This window comes from Streptomyces araujoniae, from assembly GCF_050871195.1.
Taxonomy (GTDB): Bacteria; Actinomycetota; Actinomycetes; order Streptomycetales; family Streptomycetaceae; genus Streptomyces; species Streptomyces bacillaris.
Map to the genome: position 1 here is coordinate 1732101 of NZ_CP194070.1, position 20933 is coordinate 1753033.

At 73.3% G+C, this 20933-nt stretch carries 20 protein-coding genes; 6 read left to right on the forward strand and 14 right to left on the reverse strand.

Annotated features, from left to right (window positions below; translation table 11 throughout):
• Nucleotides 1-25 precede the first annotated feature (25 nt).
• Entirely contained in the window at nucleotides 26-850 is an 825-nt protein-coding gene (locus ACQ9ZG_RS07400; RefSeq protein WP_258312073.1) for a lysophospholipid acyltransferase family protein, read from the reverse strand.
• A 202-nt stretch (nucleotides 851-1052) separates the two neighbouring features.
• Here ACQ9ZG_RS07400 and ACQ9ZG_RS07405 point away from each other — a divergent pair, with 202 nt between their 5' ends.
• Entirely contained in the window at nucleotides 1053-1832 is a 780-nt protein-coding gene (locus ACQ9ZG_RS07405; RefSeq protein WP_109914916.1) for an alpha/beta hydrolase, read from the forward strand.
• Nucleotides 1825-2601 (forward strand): hypothetical protein, encoded by a 777-nt coding sequence (locus ACQ9ZG_RS07410; RefSeq protein ID WP_084996040.1) that lies wholly within the window; start codon nucleotides 1825-1827, stop codon nucleotides 2599-2601. Before ACQ9ZG_RS07405 ends, ACQ9ZG_RS07410 begins: the two co-directional genes overlap by 8 nt.
• Nucleotides 2602-2667: 66 nt before the next feature.
• Here ACQ9ZG_RS07410 and ACQ9ZG_RS07415 read toward each other — a convergent pair whose 3' ends face one another.
• The 6 genes from ACQ9ZG_RS07415 to ACQ9ZG_RS07440 form a co-directional block, all read right to left on the reverse strand.
• Nucleotides 2668-3420: an endonuclease/exonuclease/phosphatase family protein gene (locus tag ACQ9ZG_RS07415; RefSeq protein ID WP_109914915.1), complete on the reverse strand. Its 753-nt coding sequence runs from the start codon at nucleotides 3418-3420 to the stop codon at nucleotides 2668-2670.
• 79 nt (nucleotides 3421-3499) lie between these two features.
• Entirely contained in the window at nucleotides 3500-4441 is a 942-nt protein-coding gene (locus ACQ9ZG_RS07420; protein WP_018486676.1) for an ROK family glucokinase, read from the reverse strand.
• 75 nt (nucleotides 4442-4516) lie between these two features.
• Nucleotides 4517-5002: a DUF5304 domain-containing protein gene (locus ACQ9ZG_RS07425; RefSeq protein WP_028415584.1), complete on the reverse strand. Its 486-nt coding sequence runs from the start codon at nucleotides 5000-5002 to the stop codon at nucleotides 4517-4519.
• Between the two features lie 119 nt (nucleotides 5003-5121).
• Nucleotides 5122-6312 carry an ArsA family ATPase gene (locus tag ACQ9ZG_RS07430; RefSeq protein WP_499280149.1) on the reverse strand — a complete coding sequence of 397 codons (1191 nt, stop codon included), beginning with the start codon at nucleotides 6310-6312 and terminating at the stop codon, nucleotides 5122-5124.
• Between the two features lie 5 nt (nucleotides 6313-6317).
• Nucleotides 6318-6767 (reverse strand): SRPBCC family protein, encoded by a 450-nt coding sequence (locus ACQ9ZG_RS07435; protein WP_018486679.1) that lies wholly within the window; start codon nucleotides 6765-6767, stop codon nucleotides 6318-6320.
• Between the two features lie 109 nt (nucleotides 6768-6876).
• Entirely contained in the window at nucleotides 6877-7686 is an 810-nt protein-coding gene (locus tag ACQ9ZG_RS07440; RefSeq protein WP_028415582.1) for a metallophosphoesterase family protein, read from the reverse strand.
• A 280-nt stretch (nucleotides 7687-7966) separates the two neighbouring features.
• Between ACQ9ZG_RS07440 and ACQ9ZG_RS07445 the strand changes: the two genes are divergently transcribed.
• Nucleotides 7967-9763, forward strand: coding sequence for an AMP-dependent synthetase/ligase (locus ACQ9ZG_RS07445; protein WP_109916262.1), 1797 nt, complete (start codon nucleotides 7967-7969; stop codon nucleotides 9761-9763).
• 186 nt (nucleotides 9764-9949) lie between these two features.
• On the opposite strand, the gene ACQ9ZG_RS07450 is transcribed toward ACQ9ZG_RS07445, so the two are convergent.
• On the reverse strand, nucleotides 9950-11092 hold the full coding sequence (locus tag ACQ9ZG_RS07450; protein ID WP_499280150.1) for a glycosyltransferase family 4 protein: 1143 nt from the start codon (nucleotides 11090-11092) through the stop codon (nucleotides 9950-9952).
• Between the two features lie 184 nt (nucleotides 11093-11276).
• Here ACQ9ZG_RS07450 and ACQ9ZG_RS07455 point away from each other — a divergent pair, with 184 nt between their 5' ends.
• Nucleotides 11277-12530, forward strand: a complete 1254-nt coding sequence (locus ACQ9ZG_RS07455) for a glycosyltransferase 87 family protein (protein WP_499281581.1) — start codon at nucleotides 11277-11279, stop codon at nucleotides 12528-12530.
• Here the strand turns inward: ACQ9ZG_RS07455 and ACQ9ZG_RS07460 are convergent.
• The 5 genes from ACQ9ZG_RS07460 to ACQ9ZG_RS07480 all read right to left on the reverse strand — a co-directional run bounded on the left by ACQ9ZG_RS07460 (nucleotide 12506) and on the right by ACQ9ZG_RS07480 (nucleotide 18191).
• Nucleotides 12506-13768, reverse strand: coding sequence for a conjugal transfer lipoprotein TrbH (locus ACQ9ZG_RS07460; RefSeq protein WP_499280151.1), 1263 nt, complete (start codon nucleotides 13766-13768; stop codon nucleotides 12506-12508). The two genes, ACQ9ZG_RS07455 and ACQ9ZG_RS07460, sit on opposite strands and share 25 nt — an antisense overlap.
• A gap of 121 nt (nucleotides 13769-13889) precedes the next feature.
• Entirely contained in the window at nucleotides 13890-14918 is a 1029-nt protein-coding gene (locus ACQ9ZG_RS07465; RefSeq protein WP_499280152.1) for a C40 family peptidase, read from the reverse strand.
• Nucleotides 14919-15222: 304 nt separating this feature from the next.
• Nucleotides 15223-16257, reverse strand: a complete 1035-nt coding sequence (locus ACQ9ZG_RS07470; RefSeq protein ID WP_018486686.1) for a C40 family peptidase — start codon at nucleotides 16255-16257, stop codon at nucleotides 15223-15225.
• Nucleotides 16258-16541: 284 nt separating this feature from the next.
• Nucleotides 16542-17909 (reverse strand): NYN domain-containing protein, encoded by a 1368-nt coding sequence (locus tag ACQ9ZG_RS07475; RefSeq protein ID WP_499280154.1) that lies wholly within the window; start codon nucleotides 17907-17909, stop codon nucleotides 16542-16544.
• Nucleotides 17910-17948: 39 nt separating this feature from the next.
• Nucleotides 17949-18191, reverse strand: coding sequence for a hypothetical protein (locus ACQ9ZG_RS07480; protein ID WP_003969643.1), 243 nt, complete (start codon nucleotides 18189-18191; stop codon nucleotides 17949-17951).
• 193 nt (nucleotides 18192-18384) lie between these two features.
• Between ACQ9ZG_RS07480 and ACQ9ZG_RS07485 the strand changes: the two genes are divergently transcribed.
• Both ACQ9ZG_RS07485 and ACQ9ZG_RS07490 read left to right on the forward strand, forming a co-directional pair.
• Complete coding sequence (locus tag ACQ9ZG_RS07485; protein ID WP_028415575.1) at nucleotides 18385-19137, forward strand: rhomboid family intramembrane serine protease; 753 nt, start codon at nucleotides 18385-18387, stop codon at nucleotides 19135-19137.
• Nucleotides 19134-19415 (forward strand): Lrp/AsnC family transcriptional regulator, encoded by a 282-nt coding sequence (locus tag ACQ9ZG_RS07490; RefSeq protein ID WP_003969641.1) that lies wholly within the window; start codon nucleotides 19134-19136, stop codon nucleotides 19413-19415. The genes ACQ9ZG_RS07485 and ACQ9ZG_RS07490 overlap by 4 nt, the downstream gene beginning before the upstream one ends.
• Before the next feature lie 92 nt (nucleotides 19416-19507).
• On the opposite strand, the gene ACQ9ZG_RS07495 is transcribed toward ACQ9ZG_RS07490, so the two are convergent.
• Complete coding sequence (locus tag ACQ9ZG_RS07495) at nucleotides 19508-20890, reverse strand: aminotransferase class V-fold PLP-dependent enzyme (RefSeq protein ID WP_109916775.1); 1383 nt, start codon at nucleotides 20888-20890, stop codon at nucleotides 19508-19510.
• Nucleotides 20891-20933 lie beyond the last annotated feature (43 nt).

The window sequence follows — 20933 nt, forward strand, 5'->3', positions numbered from 1 at the left end:
CACCCCCCGACGGTGTACGACGCCCTCAGGCGCCGGACCGTTCCGTTCTGTCCTCGTCGGCCGTTCCGTTCCCGTCGGCCGTTCCGTTCCCGTCGGCCGTTGCGTTCCCGTCGGCCCCGGCCGGCTGCTTGCGGTCGCGCTTGGCCTCCTCCGCCTTCGCCTTCGCCTCCTCGGCGATCTGGCGCTTGGCGGCGGTGGCGTAGATGTCCACGTACTCCTGGCCGGAGAGCTTCATGATCTCGTACATGACCTCGTCGGTCACCGAGCGCAGGATGAAGCGGTCGCCGTCCATGCCCTGGTAGCGGCTGAAGTCCAGCGGCTTGCCGATCCTGATACCGGGCCGCATCAGCTTGGGCACCACCTGGCCGGGCGGCTGGATCTTCTCGGTGTCGATCATCGCGACCGGGATCACGGGGGCTCCGGTGGCGAGCGCCACCCGGGCCAGCCCGCCGGGCTTGCCCCGGTAGAGGCGGCCGTCGGGCGAGCGGGTGCCCTCGGGGTAGATGCCGAAGAGGCCGCCGCTCTCGACGACCTGGATGCCCGCCTTGATGGCGGCCTCACCGGCGCCCCGGGCTCCGGAGCGGTCGACGGGGAGCTGGCCGACGCCCTTGAAGAAGGCAGCGGTGAGCTTCCCCTTCACGCCGGGGGCCGTGAAGTACTCGGCCTTGGCGATGAAGGTGACCTTGCGGTCCAGGACAGCGGGGAGGAAGAAGGAGTCGGAGAACGAGAGATGATTGCTCGCGAGGATCGCCGGCCCCCGCTCGGGGATGTTCTCCAGACCCTCCACCCACGGCCGGAAGGCGAGCTTCAGGGACCCGCCGATGGAGAACTTCATTGCGCCGTAGATCAACTGTGGTGCCTCCTGTGTGCTGTCGGACAGACCTTAACCCGGTCCCGTCGGTGAGGCCGTGACGGCCCTGGTCGGTGTCGGTCCGGTCGCGTACGGTGAAGTCATCCGTCAAGCACGCCTCCCCGGTGCTCGCCCCGCCTTTCGGAGCCCCGCCCCGTCCCCGTACCCCGCCCCCGCCTCACCTCACGAACAGGAGACCCCGGTGCCGGTCCTCCCTGGAGCCGAGCCGTTCCGCCACGAGGGCGGAGAGGTCGGCGTCCTCCTCTGTCATGGCTTCACGGGCTCGCCGCAGTCGCTGCGCCCCTGGGCCGACTTCCTCGCCGAGCGCGGGCTGACCGTGTCCCTGCCGCTGCTGCCGGGCCACGGCACCCGCTGGGAGGACATGGCGGTCACCAGCTGGCAGGACTGGTACGCGGAGGTGGACCGCGAGCTGCGGGTGCTGCGCGCGAGGTGCGAGCAGGTCTTCGTCTTCGGGCTCTCCATGGGCGGCGCGCTCTCCCTGCGGCTGGCGGCCAAGCACGGGGAGGCGATCAGCGGTCTGGTGCTGGTCAACCCGGCCAACAAGGTGCACGGCCTCTCGGCGTACGCACTGCCGGTCGCCCGCCACCTCGTCCGTACGACGAAGGGGCTGGCCGACGACATCGCGCTCCCCGGCTCGCACGAGGTGGGGTACGACCGGGTGCCGCTGCACGCGGCCCACTCGGTGCGGAGGTTCTTCCGGCTGGTCGACGGCGAACTGCCGCAGGTGACCCAGCCGGTGGTGCTGCTGCACAGCCCGCAGGACCATGTCGTACCGCCCGCGGACAGCGCACGGATCCTGAGCCGGATCTCCTCCACCGATGTGACGGAGATCCTGCTGGAACAGAGCTACCACGTGGCGACGTTGGACCATGATGCGGAGCGGATCTTCGATGAGAGCTACCGGTTCATCGGCCGTCTCGCACCGAGCGTCGGGATGAAGGGGAGCACGTCCGGTGGCTGAGCACGACGCGGAACGCACGGGCAGTGACGAGGAGCGCGAGCCGCGCCCCACGGAGAGCGCGGCCGTCCCCGAGGGGACGAAGCCGGCGAGCGCCGAGGGCGCCGGAGCGGAGGCCGCGGCTCCGGAGAAGGCCGCTGAGAAGGGTCCGGAGAAGGGCTCCGAGAAGGCTTCGGAGAAGAAGGCCGACGAGGAGCGGGCGCTCGACGAGGAGGCGGCCTGGGCCGCGATCGTCGCGGGGTACGGGGAGGAGCCGCCGGACCCGCCGGGCGCCAAGCCCTTCAAGTCGGTCGAGGACCTGGCCCTGCTGGAGGACGACCAGCGCAATGTGACCGGTCCGGACAGCGGCCGGGCCGGGGACCCGGCGGACAAGGGGTCGGGGAAGAGGCCCCCGAAGCCGCCGGAGAAGAAGCCGCTCGGCAGCTCCGTCGTCTTCGCGCCCGGGGTCGCCGGGCCCCGGGACTACGAGCTTGCCGAGTCCAAGGACGACGGCATCGACGAGCCGGACGACGGCGAGGAGGGCCACTTCGTGCCCCCGGAGCCGCCGCCGCTGCCGGAGGCCGACCCCACGGCGAAGTTCGCCTGGCTCGCGGTGATCGGCGGGCCGGTGCTGATGCTGGTGGCGGTGCTGCTCCAGTGGAACATGACGTGGTGGCTCACCACGCTCTGCATCGGCGGCTTCCTGGGCGGCTTCGCCACCCTGGTGGCCCGGATGCCGCACGACGACGATGACGACACCTACGGCGACCCGGGACGCGGCGCGGTCGTGTGACCACCGGTCGGCCGGGTGACGCGCGCACGGTCATGCGGCCGGCCGGGGCGCGCGGTCGTGCGCGCGTCACCCGGCAGGGACTCCGAGGGCGGCCAGGACCGGCAGATGGTCGGTGGCCGCCCTCAGGTCCGCGTCCGCGACCCCGGGGAGTCCGGCAGGGACCCCGCATCCGAGCACCTCGATGCCCGGTGTCGCGAAGACGGCGTCGATGCGCTTGCGGGGCCCGTCGGGCGGGAACGTCGGCTCGCCGCCCCAGGGGGCGACGGCGTGGCAGTCCTGGAGCGGCCCGGCCAGGTGACGGAACGCCTTCCCGGTCGGTACGTCGTTGAGGTCGCCGCCCGCCACCGCGTGCTCCACGCCCAGCGAGGCCAGCCGGTCCAGCAGCAGCCGGGCCTGGGCGAGGCGTTCGTCGCGCTGGAGGCTCAGATGGCAGCTGAGCACCCCGAGCCGGGCCCCGCCGATGCGGACGACGGCGGTGGCGAACCCCCTGCGGTGCAGCCCCGGGGTGAGCGGCAGCAGCACGTCCTCGGTGCGTTCGACGGTCACGCGCAGCGAGCAGAGCAGCAGCGGCCCGGCGGCGGTGGCGCCGCCGCCGAGCACCACCAGGCCGCTGCTCCTGGCCAGCCGGGCGGCGGCCTTGCGCCAGCGGAAGAAGCGCGGGGCCTCCTGGACCAGGACCAGGTCGGGGGCGCAGGCGCGGATGACCCGGGCCAGGGCCGCGGTGTCGTCGTGCAGCGAGCGGACGTTGTAGCTCAGCACCCGGATCACGGCGGAACCGTCCGGCCCGGTACGGGAGTCGGGCAGTGGCGTCAGGACCATGCGGGCCACGATACGACGGACGCCCGCCGCTGCCCCGGAGGGCGGCGACGGGCGTCCGCTGCGTCGTACCGTAGGGAACTCAGCCCTGGCGGGCGAGGTCGGCAGCGCCCACCAGCCCTGCCTTGCCGCCGAGTTGGGCGGCGAGCACCTGCGCGTGCGGGCGCCACTCGCCGCCGATCAGCCAGCGCCGGAACGACTTGCGGATCGGGTCGAGGACCAGCTCGCCCTCGTCCGAGACGCCGCCGCCGACGATGAACGCGGACGGGTCGAAGAGCGAGGCGAGGTCGGCCAGTCCGGCACCGGCCCAGCGCGCCAGCTCACGGAAGGAGTCGATCGCGACCGGGTCGCCCTGGCGGGCGGCCTCGCTGATGTGCTTGCCCTCGATGCCGTCCACGGAGCCGTCACCGAGGCCCAGCAGGACGGTGGCGTTCTCCGGGGTGGCGTTGGCGCGCTGCTTGGCGTACCGCACCAGGGCGCGGCCGGAGGCGTACTGCTCCCAGCAGCCCTGGCTGCCGCAGCCGCAGAGCAGACCGTCCGGGACGACCCGGATGTGGCCGAACTCGGCGGCCACGCCGAACCGTCCGCGGCGCAGCTTGTTGCCGATGATGATGCCGCCGCCGAGGCCGGTGCCGAGCGTGATGCAGATGACGTCGTCGTGGCCCTGGCCGGCGCCGAAGCGGTACTCGCCCCAGGCCGCCGCGTTGGCGTCGTTCTCGACGACGACGGGCAGGCCGACGCGCTGTTCGACCTTGTCCTTGAGCGGTTCGTGACGCCAGTTGATGTTGGGCGCGAAGAGCACCGTGGCGCGCTTGTCGTCGACGTAACCGGCGGCGCCGATGCCGACGGCCTCCACGTCGTGTCCCTCGCTCGCCCCGGCCACCGCGGCGCAGATCGCGTCGACGATGCCTTCGGCCGTCGGGGGCGTCGCGACCTTGAACGTCGAGAGGATGCGGCCCTCTTCGTCGACCACTCCAGCCGCGATCTTCGTGCCGCCGATGTCGACGCCGATGGTGAGTCCCATGAATCCCTCAGTTTCGGTCGAGCCCCGCTAGGGCCAACCGTACCCGAGACGGGGCCCCCGCCCGGCCCGGACCGATCAGTCCAGGTCGATGCGCTCGGTGCCGGAGGGGCCTTCGCCGCGGCCCTCGTCGCGCGGGTCGGAGGGGTCGTCGGCGGCCTTCTCGGTGCCCTTCCCCGCGGTGCTCGTGGGGTCGGCCGCCGCACGGGTCCAGCGGCTCTCCTGGCCCTCCACCGCCGAGCGGTAGGCGGCGAGCAGCTCGTTGCCCGCGGCGGCGAGGTGGTCGAAGACCTGGGGGTTGCGCTCGATGACGGGTTCGACGGCGGACCGCGCCTGCCGGATGGCCTGCTGGACCGCGCCCTGGGCGGCGGCGCCGAGCAGCGGGGTCTGGAGGCCGGAGACCTTGTCGGCGACCGCGTCGACCAGCTTGCGCAGCTCCTCGGCGGCGGAGCCGGGCTGCGGGCCGTACTGGGCGCGGCGGCGGGCCTTCTCGGCGGCGAGGTCCTCGGCGCAGGCGTCGGCCCACGCGTCGTCGTCGGCGGGACGATCGGTGGCTTCACTCATGACGGGCTCCTGCGACGCGGGGTACCGGCCTCCGGCGCCTTGCGCCGACGGGTTCGTACCACCGACGTTACCCGAATGGCCGCAGACCGTTCAGGACGCGCGGGTCCGGGGCGGAGGGGTCAGGGTGTACGGGGCCAGAGTCCCGGGTCGGGGGTGAAGCGGACGCGCAGGACGCCGTCGGTGAGGGCGGCGCCGGAGACCGTGCAGCGGCGCAGCGCGGAGGCGACCTTGATGATCCGGTGGAACGGGCCCACGGTCAGCAGCAGTTCCTCGCCCCGGCGGACCAGCCGCAGCTCTTCCTTGACCGCGCCGGGCAGCGGCAGGCACCAGGTCAGCTCGGCCGGAGTGCCGCTCTCCCCCGGCTCCCCCTCGATCCACCACGGGTCCTCCGCCCGGCCCGCCGCGCGCTCGTCCGGCGCGGGGACGGCGAGCGCGGCCAGGTCGTCGGCGGTCCGGGGGGCGCGGCCCAGGTGGGGGGCCTCGTGGACCGGGATCTGCGGGGCCCACTCCGCGTGCCAGTGGCCCAGGCACTTCTCCTGCTCGGCGGCGAGCGCGGCGAACCAGGGGTCGGGCGAGTGGCGCGGGAGGACCCGGTTGGCCACCAGCAGCTCGGCGCGCAGCCCGTACAGGGCCAGGCCGGTGCGGGCGGTGCGCAGGGTCTCCTCGGCGGCGGGCCCGGGCTCGGCGGCCAGCCGCAGGGTGGTGGCGGAGTCCTCGACCAGGGCCTGTACGGCGGCCAGTTCGGCGTCCTTGCGGGCGGCGGCCTCGTACAGCCACTGGGCGGGCATCGGGACCCCGGCGAGCTGGGCGAGGACGGGGCGCAGGGCGCGGGCGGCCTGGCGTTCGGCGGGGAGGAGGCGGCGCAGATAGCGGCGGAGCTGCTCGGGCAGGGCCAGCAGGGCGAGGGCCTGGTCGAGCGGCGGGAGGTCGACGACGAGGGTGTCGTAACCGGCGGTGGACCAGTCGCCCGCGGCCGCCCGGTGCAGGGTGTGCAGCAGGGCGAGCTGGGCGGAGCCGGGGAGTTCGGTCAGTTCCTCGCCGTCCAGCCGCCCGGCGCCGACCAGGTCCAGGACGCCGGAGGCGCGCTCCTGGAGGTCGGTGAGTTCGGCGCGGAAGTGGGCGCCGGAGTCGATCCGGACGTGGTCGAGCCGGTCGGTGACCGCGGTCGGTTCCGTACCGCCGGCCAGGCCCGGTATGGGCTCGGCGGAGACCAGGAGCGTACGGCTGCCGCCGGCGGCGGCCAGGGCGGTCGCCGCCGCGAGGGTGGTACGGCCTGCGCCGCCGGGGCCGGTGGTCAGGACCGTACGCATCGCGCTCAGCCCTGCGGGACGGATTCGACGCGCTTCTTCAGACCGGCGAGGGCCCGGTCGATGATGACCTTCTCGGCCTTGCGCTTGATCATGCCGAGGAGCGGGATCTTGACGTCGACGGCGAGCCGGTAGGTGACCTCGGTGCGCTTTCCGCCGGCGAGCGGGGCGAGGGCGTAGGTGCCGTCCAGGGAGCGGAGCATCTGGGACTTGACCAGGGTCCAGCTGACCTCGTGGTCGCCGGTCCAGGTGTACGACAGGACGTGGTCGTCCTTGATGGCTCCGGCGTCCAGGACGAGGCGGACCTGCTCGGCGCGGCCCTGGCCGTCGGTGGCCAGCACCTCGGCCTCCTTCACCTCGCCGGTCCACTCCGGGTAGCGGGCGAAGTCCGCGATCACCGCCATGACGTCGGCCGGTGCCGCCTCGATCGTGATGCTCGAGCTGGTGTGTTCAGCCATCGCCGTGGCCCTCCAGTGCGGTGTTACCGGTCGCGTGCGGCAGGATCCTGCCGCTGTGCAGGCTATCGCGTGCCCGCCGCGCTCCGGTCCACGCCCCGGGCCCTTCCGGTCACCAGGTGAGCGCCCAGGGCGTCCCGGTGGAGGCGAAGTGGCCGACGTTGACGCACTCGGTGTCGCCGATCCGCATCCGGCGGACCAACGGCTGGTGAACATGGCCGAAAAGCGCGTACCGGGGGCGGGTGGTGCGGATGGCCTCCAGGAGGGCGCGGCTGCCGCGCTCGAAGCGGCGGGCGACGGTGTCGTACGTCAGCTCCGGGACCTCGGGCGGGATGTGCGAGCAGAGCACATCGACCCGGCCGAGCGCCTCGACCTTGGCCGCGTACTCCTCGTCGCTGATCTCGTACGGGGTGTTCATCGGGGACGTGAGGCCGCCGCCGACGAAGCCGAAGACCCGGCCGCCGATCTCCACCCGCTCGCCGTCGAGCACGGTGGTGCCGGGGCGGGCGTACTCGGGCCAGAGGTGGGGGACGTCGACGTTGCCGTAGGTGGCGTACGTCGGGGTGGGGAAGGCGGCGAAGAGTTCGGCGTACTGCCGGCGTACGGCGCCGAGGATCTCGGTGTGGCGGTCGCGGCCGGCCCACAGCTCCCGGCCGAGGGCACGGGCCTCCTCGAAGCGGCGGGCGGTGCGCAGCGCGACGATGCGGCTGGCGTTCTCCCGGCCGAAGAGGGCGGGGAAGATGCCGCGCGAGTGGTCGGCGTAGTCGAGGAAGAGCACCAGGTCACCGAGGCAGATCAGGGCGTCGGCGCCTTCCCCGGCGCGGGCCAGGTCCTCGACGTTGCCGTGGACGTCGCTGACGACGTGGATCCGGGTGGAGCGCCGGGTGCCCGCCGTCGGCCCGTCCGTTTCACTGCCTCGCATACGGATCAGCCTAGGGTGCCCGCCCCCGCGCGGGTAGATCCGGCCGGACCTGCGGTTACTTTCGGGGCGTCGGGCCGGTGGACTACTGTGCGCGAAAAGGGCCATTTACCTGTGTGATGCATAAGACATCTGGACGGACCCCCCTATCGGGAACCTGGTACCGGTGGGTAACGTCCGGGCAGTCCAGTCGTGCTCCCCCACCGAGCACCCGCCATTCTTGGACCGCAGCCGGTGCGTCACACAGAGCCGTGGCACCGGAGCCCGATGAGGAGCAGCAGTCTTGCGCGAGTTCAGCCTTCCGGCCCTGTACGAGGTCCCGACGGACGGCAATCTGACGGATCTGATCCGCCGCAACGCCGCTCAGCATCCCGACGTCGCGGTGATGAGCCGCAAGGTGGCCGGTGCGTGGGCCGATGTGACCGCCACCCAGTTCCTGGCCGAGGTGCGGGCCGCCGCCAAAGGGCTGATCGCCTCGGGCGTGCAGCCGGGCGACCGGGTCGCCCTGATGTCCCGCACCCGGTACGAGTGGGTGCTGCTGGACTTCGCGATCTGGAGCGCCGGCGCGGTGACCGTGCCGGTGTACGAGACCAGCTCGGCCGAGCAGGTGCAGTGGATCCTCAGCGACTCCGGCGCGGTGGCGGTCCTCGTGGAGAGCGAGGCGCACGCGGCGGCGGTGGCCTCCGTACGGGAGGGGCTGCCGGATCTCGCGCACGTCTGGCAGATCGACGCGGGCGCGGTGAAGGCCCTGGGCGAGGCGGGCGCCGAGGTCTCGGACGAGACCATGGACCTGCGGATGGTCAGCGCCAAGGCGGACGACCCGGCGACCATCGTCTACACCTCCGGCACGACCGGCCGCCCCAAGGGCTGTGTGCTCACCCACCGCAGCTTCTTCGCGGAGTGCGGCAACGTGGTGGAGCGGCTGAAGCCCCTGTTCCGTACCGGCGAGTGCTCGGTGCTGCTCTTCCTGCCCGCCGCCCACGTCTTCGGCCGGATGGTCGAGGTGGCCTCGGTGATGGCCCCGATCCGGCTCGGCTGCGTCCCCGACATCAAGAACCTCACCGATGAGCTGTCCTCGTTCCGGCCGACGCTGATCCTGGGGGTGCCCCGGGTCTTCGAGAAGGTCTACAACGCGGCGCGCGCCAAGGCGCAGGCGGACGGCAAGGGCAAGGTCTTCGACCGGGCGGCCGACACGGCCATCGCGTACAGCCGGGCGCTGTCCACCCCGCAGGGCCCCTCGTTCGGCCTGAAGTTCAAGCACAAGCTCTTCGACAAGCTGGTCTTCGGCAAGCTGCGCGCGGTCCTGGGCGGCAAGGGCGAGTTCGCGATCTCCGGCGGGGCCCCGCTCGGCGAGCGGCTCGGCCACTTCTACCGGGGCATCGGATTCACGGTCCTGGAGGGCTACGGCCTGACCGAGAGCTGTGCGGCGACCGCGTTCAACCCGTGGGACCGGCAGAAGATCGGCACGGTCGGCCAGCCGCTGCCCGGTTCCGTGGTGCGGATCGCGGACGACGGCGAGGTGCTGCTCCACGGCGAGCACCTGTTCACCGGCTACTGGAAGAACGAGTCGGCCTCCGCCGAGGCGCTGGCCGACGGCTGGTTCCACACCGGGGACATCGGCACGCTCGACGAGGACGGCTATCTCGCGATCACCGGCCGCAAGAAGGAGATCATCGTCACGGCGGGCGGCAAGAACGTAGCCCCGGCGGTGATCGAGGACCGTATCCGCGCCCACGCGCTGGTCGCGGAGTGCATGGTGGTCGGCGACGGCCGCCCGTTCGTCGGCGCGCTGGTCACCCTGGACGAGGACTTCCTGGGCCGCTGGGCCGAGGAGCACGGCAAGCCCGCCGGCTCGACGGCCCTGTCGCTGCGCGATGACCCGGAGCTGCTGGCCGAGGTGCAGCGGGCGGTGGACGACGGCAACGCGGCGGTCTCCAAGGCCGAGTCCGTACGCAAGTTCCGGATCCTGCCCGCCCAGTTCACCGAGGAGGCGGGCCACATCACGCCGTCGCTGAAGCTGAAGCGGAACGTGGTGGCGAAGGACTTCGCGGACGAGGTGGAGTCGATCTACCGCGCCTGAGCGGGGTGACGCGTACGGGAGGGGCCCGCACCGGGATTCGGTGCGGGCCCCTCCCGCGTACGGCGCCCGAGGGCTGCGGGAGAGGGCCCGCGCTCCCATCGGCGCGGGCCCTCTCCCGTACGGTCGCGGGCGTCCCGTACGGCTGGGGCGGGCTTCAGCAAGTGCCCGGCCCGCCGCCCCGTACGGTCACAGCAACGTCCTGAGCTTCTCCGCCAGCAGGTCCCAGCGCCACTTCTCCTCGACCCAGGCGCGCCCCCGCTCCCCCATCCGCTGCCGCAGCTCCGGGTCCCCGAGCAGCGTCACGATCCGGTCCGCCGCCTCCTCGGGGCTGCCGCCGCGCACCACCCACCCGGTCTCGCCGTCGAGCACCGCGTCCGGGGCGCCGCCCGAGTCCCCGGCCACCACCGGCAGCCCGGTCGCGGACGCCTCCAGGTAGACGATCCCGAGCCCCTCAACGTCCAGCCCGCCCCGCCGGGTCCGGCACGGCATGGCGAAGACGTCCCCGGCCCCGTAGTGCGCGGGCAGCTCCTCCCACGGCACGGGCCCGGTGAACCGCACCGAGTCCGCCACCCCGGTCTCCTCGGCCAGCCGCTTCAGCTCCTTGGCGTACGGGCCGCCGCCGACGATCAGCAGCACCGCGTCCGGGAGCTGCGCCAGGATCGCGGGCATGGCGAGGATCAGCGTGTCCTGGCCCTTGCGCGGGACCAGCCGGGAGACGCAGACGACCACGGGCCGGTCGGTCAGGCCGAGGCGGGCCCGGACCCGGTCGCCGCCGGAGGCCGGGTGGAAGGTCTTCTCGTCGACGCCCGGCGGCAGCTGGACCATGCGGGCGGCCGCGTCCGGGGTGAGGGCGGCGGCGATGCGGGAGCGGGTGTACTCACCCAGATAGGTGATCGTGTCCGTCCCCTCCCCGATCCTCCGCAGCAGCTGCCGGGAGGTGGGCAGCTGCGCCCAGCCCGCCTCGTGGCCGTGGGTGGTGGCCACCAGCCGGCGGGCGCCCGCGCGGCGCAGCGCCGGGGCCATCAGCCCGAGCGGGGCGGCGGCACCGAACCAGACGGAGGTGCAGCCGTGTTCACGCAGCAGGCCGGTGGCCCGGCGGGTGACGCGCGGGGTCGGCAGCAGCATCGTCGTCCGGTCGCGCACCACGGTGAACGGCTGCTCGGCGTCGAAGGCGGCGGTGGCCGCCGTGCCTTCCTCGCCGCGCTTCCAGGTGGAGGCGTAGACGACGACGCGCTCGGGGTCGAGCCGCAGCGCCATGTTGTGCAGGAACGCCTGGATGCCACCGGGGCGGGGCGGGAAGTCGTTGGTCACGATCAGGGTCTTGTCCATCGCGGCCGACAGTACCGAACGGCCGCGCTTCACGGCCCACGCCCTCACCCCCCGGCATCATGGGCCGCCGGACGGGATCCGGAGACGATCGAGGGCAGCGGCGATGACGGCACGGCGGACACCCATCGGCGCGGACCTCCCGCCGCCCCGACGCTTGTCGTCCCGACTCCTGCCGTCCCGGCTCCTGCCGTCCGGACGGCTTCCGTTCGCACGGCTCCCGTACGGGCTGCTGCCGTGCGCGGTCTGGGCGCTGACCCGGACCGCCCTGCTGCTCTGCGTGTTCCACGTCCTCACCGTCCCCGGCCCGGACGTCACCGTGGACGTCTCGGTGATCTACCGGGGCTGGTACGAGACGCTGCTGACCGGCACCTATCCGCTGGACGACATCACCTGGCAGTACCCGCCCGGCGCCGCCCTGGCGATCCTCTCCCCCGCCCTGCTGCCCTTCTGGGAGTACGCGACCGCCTTCTCCGTCCTCGTCCTGCTCTGCGACGCCCTGGTGTGCGGGCTGCTGCTGTACGCCGGGCGGCGGCCGGGGATGCGGGCGGCGGGCGCGTGGGGGTGGATCGTGGGGGTGCCGCTGCTGGGGCCGACCGTCTACGCCCGCTACGACCTGATGGTGACGGCGGTTGCGGTGGCCGCGCTGCTGGCCGGGGTGCGGCGGCCCCGGGTGCTGGGGGTGCTGGCCGCGTTCGGGGCACTGCTGAAGGGGTGGCCGGCGCTGCTGCTGGTGGGGGTGCGACGGGGGCGGCCGGCCCGGGCGGCCTGGTCGGCGGCGGCGCTGACGGGGGCCGGGCTGGCGGTGGCGTTCGGGCTGTGGATGCCGGGGGCGTACGCGTTCCTCGCCTTCCAGCGGGACCGGGGCACGGAGATCGAGTCGCTGGGGGCGCTGTACTTCCATCTCGCGCGGCACTTCGGCTGGGAGGGGCGGGTGGAGCTGCACTACGGGTCGATGGAGTTCCTCGGCCCGGGGGTGGGGACGGTCTCCGCGCTGGCGCTGGGGCTCGCCGCGCTCGCGCTCGGCTGGCTGCTGGTGTGGCGGCTGCGGGCCCGTACGTTCGCGGCCCACACCCCGGCGCAGGCCGCGTTCACGGCGGTGCTGCTGTTCACCACGACGAGCCGGGTGATCAGCCCGCAGTACGTGGTGTGGCTGGTCGGGCTGGCGGCCGTCTGCCTGGCCTTCCGGAACGGCGGGATGGTGCGGCCCGCCGTGCTGGTGCTGGTGGCGGCCGGGGTGACGGTGCTGGAGTTCCCGGTGTACTTCGCCGAGGTGGTGGCGAGCGACGCGTGGGGCGTGGCGCTCCTGTCGCTGCGGAACGGGCTGCTGGTGGCCGCCTCGGTGATCGCCGCGCGGCGGCTGTGGCGGGAGACGGTGCCGGGGACGGCGGCCGGGGCTGCCCCGGTCGCCGGGGATCAGCTGAGCCGGGTGCTGAGGTAGTCGCGCCAGTCGGCGGTGAACCGCTCCGGCGTGGTGTCGAGCACCGCGTCCATCGCCTGCTCCACCGACCCGTCCCGCCCGGAGTGGGCGCCCACGGCCGCGTAGAAGGCGGTCAGCTTCTCCTTGCCCCACCGCTCCGCGATCAGCTCGCAGGCCATCCAGGCGCTCTCGTAGGCCCGGGACAGCTCGTCGGCGTCTCCGTCGAAGCCGAAGTCCTCGTCCACGGGGAGCGCTTCGGGTACGTCACCGGCCCGGACCGCCTCGGTCAGCGCGGGGGCGATCAGATCGGGGGCGCGGTCCTCGCCCCGGTAGGCGGCCCAGTCGGCGAAGCCCTCGGAGAGCCAGACGGGGGTGGCGGGGGAGGTGCTGGTCCGGGTGGCGACATGGACCGTCTCATGGGTCAGGACGATGCGCTGGCCGAAGCTGCCGAGGGAGTCGTACGCCTGCGGGTTGACGACCACCCGGTCCGCGATGGCCGGACGCTCCCCGCCGGTCCCCGCCTCGCCCGTGGTGACGGCGGCGATCCCCCGGTAGCTGGCCTCCGGCGAGCCCAGCAGCCCCGCCATGGACTTCACCGAGTCCGGGACGTGGACGACCACCCGGCGCGCCCACTCCCCCGGCCAGGCGTCGGAGACCGCCGGTACGGCGAGGTCCACGGTGTCCGCGATCCGGCGCAGCTCCTCCTGCGGCCGCCCGACGCCCAGGACGAGGCTGTGGGCGCCCCGGACGACCTCCACCTCCCCCTGGTGCCAGAGCTGGTCGGAGGCGCCGTCGGCGGGCCGGTCGGCGGTGACGTACCAGCGGTCGCCCTCGCGCATCAGCTCCAGGGTGCGGCGGGTGGCGACGGGCGCGGTGTCGTACCCGTCGATCCGGTAGCGCAGCTCCACCTCGGCGGTGGCCCAGTCGCCGTCCTGCTCGGGCGTGCCCCGCACCTCGTACGCCCAGGACTTCAGGGGTACGTCGGCGAGGTTGGCGAACTCCGTGCGCTGGGCGGCCCGCAGCTTCCGGGCCTCGGGGGCGATCGGCTCCAGGTAGCCCGCCGCGTCCCCGGCCAGGACGGCGGCGGCCCGGCGCTCCAGGGTGGTGTCGAGCTCCCGGACGGTGAGGGAGGTGTCGGCGCCGGCCGGGGGCGCGCAGCCGGGCGCGGCGGCGGTCAGCAGGGCGGCGAGCGCCAGTCCCGCGGCACGCCGGGGAAACCGGGGGCGCCCCGCTCGCGTACCTCGTCCTCGTCCGGCCATCCTGCCGATCGTACGGTCCGCGGCGGGCGGCGGCCCGGCCCGGTCGTGCCGCCGGGCGCGACGACGGCCGGATCCTGCCGTAGGGCCGGGTCGGCGCGGTGGCCGCGGTGGCCGGGACGCGTCAGACGCGGGTGACCGAGGAGACCGGCATCATGCCGACCGGGTCGTAGCGGATCGCGGCGCCCGGGTAGGGGGCGTGGATGACCTGGCCGTTGCCGACGTACATGCCGATGTGGCTGGCGTCGGCGCGGTAGGCGACCAGGTCGCCGGGCTGCGCCTGCGAGAGGGGCACCATGCGGCCCGCGTACCGCTGGGCCTGGGAGGTGCGGGGCAGGCTGACCCCGGCCTGGGCGTAGGCCCACTGCATGAGGCCGGAGCAGTCGAAGCCGGAGGGGCCGTTGGCACCCCACACGTACGGCTTGCCGAGCGCCCGGTGGGCGGCGGCCACGGCGGACATCCCGCGGGCCGAGCCGGGGGCGACGCCGGAGAGGTCGGGGGCGCCGGTGCGGCCGGAGCGGGAGGCCCGGTCGAAGGAGGCGCGGTCCTCGGCGGGGAGGGCGGCCAGCAGCCGGCGGGCCTGGCGGAGCTTGGCCTCGACGGATCTCTTGTGGCGGGTGACGGCGGCCCGGTTGCGCTCCAGCTCGGTGAGGGCGCGGGTGGCCTCGGCGCGGGTCTGGGCGAGCCCGCGCTGGGCGTGCCGGAGCTTGTCCAGGGTCAGCGCCTGGCGGGCTCCGGCCCGGTCGAGGGCGGCGGCCCGATCCAGATAGGTGTCCGGGTCGGAGGAGAGCAGCAGGGCCAGGGCCGGGTCGATGGCTCCGGTGCGGTACTGGGCGCCCGCCATCGCGCCGAGCGCGTTGCGCATCCGGTTGACGGCCTCCTGGCCGCGGGCGGTCGCGTCCTGGGCCCGGTCCGCCTCGCCGCGCAGCCGTGCCACCCGCTCCCCGGCCTCGTTGTACCGCTCGGTGGCGCGCTCGGCCTCGCCGTAGAGCCGGTCGACGGCGGCCCTGGCGCTCTCGCGGGTGTCCTTCGGGTCGGCGCTCGCCGGGGCTCCGGTGAGGGTGGCGGCCGCGGTGGCCGCCGCTGCCGAGACGACCGTGACACGGACGCTCCGGGGGATGCCGGACTGGGTGGGACGGCGATGGGACACCACAGGAAGCCGCACTTCCTTCCGCTGACGCAGTTGACGCAGGAACGCGCGGCCCCCTGCCGCCCGGGAGGGGGCGGACCGATGGGCGGGAGCCGCACAGCAGCCAGACAGTAATCGGACGACTACCGGGCGGCCAACGACCGCGCCGGTGGCGGAGGTGGCGTCGAACGGCGCTGCCCCGCCGGTGACCTCGGTCTCCGGCGGGGCAGGGCGTCAGCGTGGGGTGAGGTGATTCCCTCGTTCGGGCGTCTTCCTCGGTGGGCGTGGCGCCCGGGGTGCCGGGCGCCTCGCTCCAGGTTCGTACGCGTCAGATGCGGACGCCGAACTGGAAGGTGCCCATGTAGTCCATCGACTCGTAGCGGACGACGGTGCCCGGCTTCGGGGCGTGCAGGATCTGGTTGTTCCCGGCGTAGAAGCCCACGTGCGACAGGCCGTTGAAGAAGACCAGGTCGCCCGGCTTGAGCTGGCCGCGGCCGATCTTCACGCCGTCGTTCTGCTGGGTGTAGGTGGTCCGGCTGATGTTGACACCGGCCTGGGCGAAGGCCCACTGGGTCAGCCCGGAGCAGTCGTAGGAGTTGGGGCCGGAGCCGCCGGAGACGTACGGCTTGCCGAGCTGGGTGGCGGCGGCGGAGAGGGCGGCGGCGCCACGGTTGGAGGCGGGGGCCTCGTTGCCGAGCTGGACGCGCTCGCTGGTGGCGCGGCTGGCGCGGTCCTTCGCCGCCTCCTCCTCCTGGATCTTCGCGCGCTCGGCGGCGGTCAGGCTGTTGAGGAGGCGCTGCGCGTCGGCCAGCTTGCCCTGGTACTTCTTCTTGTTCTCGCCGAGCTGCTTGCGGACCTCGGCGAGGTCGCCCAGCTTGTCCTGGGCCTCCTTGCGCTGCTGCGCGAGGGTGCGCTGCTTGGCCTGGATCTTCTGCAGGGACTCCGTCTGCTTGACCGTCAGCTGGTCGAGCGCGGAGGCCTGGTCGAGGAAGCTGTCCGGGTCCGAGGCGAGGAAGAGGGCGACCGAGGGGTCGATGCCGCCGGAGCGGTACTGCGCGGTGGCGATCGAACCCAGCTCGCCGCGCAGGGTGTTCAGCTCGTCCTGGCCGCGGGCGACCTTGTCCTGGAGCGCGTCGACCTGCTTCTTCAGCTTGTCCTGCTGCTCCTTGGCCCCGTTGAACTTCTCGGTGGCGGCCTCGGCCTCGTGGTAGAGCTTGTCGACCTTCGCCTTGACCTCGTTCTTGGTCGGCTTGGGGTCGGCGTGGGCGGCCTGGGAGGTCAGGGCCACGGCCGCGGCTGCGGTCGCGGTGAGCACGGTCACGCGCGCGCGGCTCGGCTGCTTGGGACGACGGTGGGACGCCACGAAGGCGAGCTCCTTCTTCCTCAGAGCCGCCTACCGGGCTGTGGGGAGGGATTCCCCGGCTCCGTACGCTCACGGACTCGGCGGTTCCTTCGCCGTCACCCCCAATGGGTGATCAACCGTGCGAAGGTTCGAGGCCTGACCCTAGTGACCATCTTGTGATCAGTTCAAATCCTCACAGGATTTTTCTCGTCACATCAGGCACTTCTTTACTCTCACCGCACCACGTGTAGCGATGACTTGACGGTACGTTCCCAGAAATCCGGCATGTCACACATGTCGAACATTCATCCCTGGACGCGCGAAAGCCGCTTGAGGAGCAAGACGGACGCGACGGGCCGGGCACCGGCCTTGGCCACCCCGTCGGCCACCTCACGGTCGGTCGAGACGACCACCACGGGCCTCCCCGGGGGTTCCGCGCGGGCGAGTTGGCGGATCAGCTCGTCCGCGGTGACCCCCGCCTTGCTGAAGAGCACCCGCACCCCGCGCGGCGGGGCGAGCAGCACCGGCGCGGCCAGTTCGGCGCCGTCGAAGACACAGGTCACCTCGGCACCGGACTGCGCGGCCAGCATCGACAGACCGCCCAGCAGCCGCAACCGCTGCTTCTCCAGCGGCATCTGCGGATAGCCGGTCTTGGTGACGTTGTAGCCGTCCACGATGAGGTGCGCCTGCGGCAGCGCCAGCAGCTGGTCGAGCAGCGCCGGGTCCGTCTCGGAAAGCGCCCTGGCGGCAATGTCCTTGGGGGACATCCGGCCCGGCTCCACCGCGTCCACGCTGTCGGCCGGGCGGGTCGTCACCGGGGGCAGGGCCAGCTCGCGGCGGAGCCCCGAGGCGGCGTCCAGCACGGTGTCCAGCAGCAGCCGCAGCCGCATGTCCTCCACCGAGCGGCCCTCGCGGGCGGCCCGCCGGCTCGCCTCCAGGGCGGCCTCGGCCTCGCCGAGGCGGTGTTTGAGCCGGCGCGACTCGCTCTCGGCGGCGGAGAGCTGGGCCGCCGCCTCGGCCCGCTGGGCGTCCGCGTCGACGGCGCTGCGGCGCAGGGCGGCCTCGCCGCGCTTCACCTCGCTGAGCGCGGAGCGGAGCTTGCGGTGGAGCGACTCGGACTCCTTGCGGGCCGCGTCCAGCTCGGCGCGGAGCCGCTCGGCCTCGGCGCGGGTGTGGGCGCGCGCCCGCTCCAGCTCCTCGCGGAGCTGGCCCAGTTCACGGCGGGTCTCCTCGCCCACCCGCTCCGCGTCGGCCCGCTGGACCTCCTCGCCGGCCGCCTCGACCAGCTTGACCCAGCCCACCGGGCGCAGCACATAGGCGGCCGCCGCCACATCGACCGGGTCGGCGGCGGCGGGGGGCGCACCCGCCTCCAGCGCACCGGCCAGCTCCGGCTGGGCGTGGCTCAGCCGCTCACCGATGCGCCGCCGGAAGAGCGGGTCGCTCTCCAGGGCGGCGGCCATCGCGTTCCCGGCGAACTTGGCCCGCCGGGTCGGGGTGAACCGGGCATACTGCCGCAACTGGGCGGGCAGTTCGGCGACGGTCAGCCCGCCGAAGGCCTCCGCGACCAGGGCGACGACCCGCCGCCGTACGCCTTCGGGCAGCGGACGGTCGAGCGCCTCTGCGCCGCCGTCGGCCGCATCGGCCGGTTCGGCGCCGCTGGTCGGCTGTTCCACCGTCCGTCACCCCATAGATATGTCTGTCGGTGCGCTCCCTCAGGAGGCGGCACCCGGCCTGTCCACCAGTTCGATCTGGTCCACCGCGTTGCACCAACGACAGCGGACCGACTCGATGGTCTCACTGACCACCTCCCGCTCCTCGACACTGGACTCACCGGCCAGGTCGAGATGGACGTACTCCACGACCTTGGAGGACCGCGTCACGTCGAAGCGCGTGAGATTGCCGCACAGGGTGCAGCGCCAGCGGGTCGAGTCCGTCGGCAGGGGAACCGTCGTCATCGTTGCGTCCTCTTTCGTCGTCTCCAGGAGCCCGCGCCGGGCGCGCCGCCGCGACTCCACCTGTCTACGTCAAGGATCTCGCGGTGCGCCGTCGAACTGCGGAAGTCCTGGCGTAACCCTACGGCCTCGCGTATAGGCATCGGCACGGCGAGGCGCTCCGTCCCGTTCTCCCCCGGTACGTCATGCTCTGTACATGATCGACGTACGGCGGTTCGCCCGGTGGACCACGGCCGCGGGGGCCCGGGAGCGGACGGCGGGCGGGGCGCCGGTGACGTACGGGCTGATCGCCCTGTGCGGCGCGGTCTTCCTGATCAGCCCGCTCTCCGGGTTCGGCGGCGCCTCCTACGGCAGCCAGGACGCGCTGCTCGCCGCGCAGGCCGGGTACTTCGAGCGGTGGGGGGTGATCCCGGCCGAGCTGTGGGAGGGCTCGCCGCGCGCCCTGCTCACCCCGTTCACCGCGCTGTTCGTGCACGGCAGCTGGCTGCACCTGCTGGGCAACCTGCTCTTCCTCTACGTGTTCGGGGCGATGGCCGAGGAGCGCATGGGCCGGGTCCGCTTCGCGCTCTTCTACGTGGGGTGCGGCTATCTGGCACTGGTCTGCTACGCGGCGGTCCACGCGGACTCGGGCCAGACGCTGGTCGGCGCGTCCGGCGCGATCTCGGCGGTGCTCGGTGCCTTCCTGTACCTCTTCCCGAAGGCGCGGGTGACGAGCCTCTTCCCGTTCCTCTTCTTCCTGCCGCTGCGCTTCCCGGCCTGGATCGTGCTGGTCTTCTGGTTCGGACTCCAGTGGGCGGCGGCCCAGGCGGCGGACGCGGGGCCGGGGGTGGCGTATCTGGCGCATGTGGCGGGGTTCGCGGCCGGGTTCCTCTGCGCCTGGGTGGGCTATGGGCGGAGAGCTAGAGTGAAGGTTCCAGCCACGGCGACCGAGGGAGACAGACAGCCGTGATCACCGCGATCGTGCTCATCAAGACCAGCGTGGACCGGATTCCGGAGATCGCCGAGGCCATCGCCGCGCTGGACAGTGTCAGCGAGGTCTTCTCCGTCACCGGCACCTACGACCTGATCGCCATGGTCCGGGTCGCCCGCCACGACGACCTGGCCGATGTCATCCCCGGCCGCATCAGCAAGATCCCCGGCGTCGAGGGCACCGACACCCATGTGGCGTTCCGTACGTACTCCCAGCACGACCTGGAGGCGGCGTTCGCGATCGGCCTGGACGCCTAGGGGGTGTCCGGCCCCGATCCGCCGGACACCCCCTGGACCGTACGCACGTCGGCCGGGGACGGGCAGCGCGCCCGTCCCCGGCCGAGGTGTTGTCAGACCGTACGGGCGGCCTCGCCCCGGTCCGGGACGCAACGGCCGTCCTCGGTGCGGTACTTCCACTGGGCGCCCTCGCGGACCAGTTCGGAGACCGCGCGCAGGAACCGCTCGATGTGCTCGTCCGGCGTACCCGCGCCGAAGCTGACCCGGATGGCGTTGAGGGACCGCTCGCCCGGCTCGGCCTCGGGGGCGCCGCACTCGCCCGGGTCCTGCGGGTCGCTGCCGAGGAGGGTGCGGACCAGCGGGTGGGCGCAGAAGAGGCCGTCGCGGACGCCGATGCCGTACTCGGCGGAGAGGGCGGCGGCGAAGTGCGAGCTGTTCCAGCCGCGCACCACGAAGGAGATGACCCCGACCCGGGGCGCGTCGTCCCCGAAGAGCGAGAGCACCTGGACCTCGGGCACCTCGGCCAGCCCCTCACGGACCCTGCGCACCAGTTCCTGCTCCCGGGCCACCAGGGTGTCGAACCCCGCCTCGGTGAGGGCCTTGCACGCGGAGGCGATGGAGTAGACGCCGATCACGTTGGGCGAACCGGCCTCGTGGCGGGCGGCCGTGGTGTGCCAGTCGACGTCCACGCCCCCGTCCGCGCGCCGGGCGACCTTGCGGGAGGCGCCGCCGCCGGCGAGGTACGGTTCGGCCGCCTGGAGCCAGTCGGCGCGGCCCGCGAGGACACCCGAGCCGAAGGGCGCGTACAGCTTGTGGCCGGAGAACGCGACCCAGTCGACGTCCAGTTCGGCGATGTCCACCGGGTGGTGCGGGGCGAGCTGGGCGGCGTCCAGGACGATCCGGGCGCCGTGCGCGTGCGCGGCGGCGGCCAGCTCCTTCACCGGCCACAGCTCACCAGTCACGTTGGAGGCACCGGTCACGCACACGAGGGCCGGGCCGTAGGGGTCGCGGTCCGCGAGCGCCCGCTCCAGGGCCTCGACCGCCTGGCCGGGGGTGCGGGGCGCGTTGAGGTAGGTGACCCGGGCGTCGCGCCAGGGCAGCAGGGAGGCGTGGTGCTCGGTCTCGTACACGAACACCTGGCAGCCGGCCGGGATCGCGGCGGCCAGCAGGTTGAGGGAGTCGGTGGTGGAGCGGGTGAAGACGACCTGGTCGTCGGCGCGGCAGCCGAGGAACTCCGCGACCGTGCGGCGGCTGTTCTCGAAGAGGTCGGTGGAGAGCTGCGAGAGGTAGCCGGCACCGCGGTGGACGCTGCCGTAGTACGGGGCGTACGCGGCCACGTCGTCCCAGACCCGCTGGAGGGCCGGGGCGCTGGCGGCGTAGTCGAGTGCGGCGTAGGTGACTTCACCGCCGGTAACGAGCGGAACGGTGACATCCTGCCCCAGAACGGGCAGCGGGGCACAAACCGACGGGTCGAGGGCAGCGGTGGAGACAGGCATGGCGAACTCCCGTAACAGGCAGGCGAAATCGACGCGCCGGCGG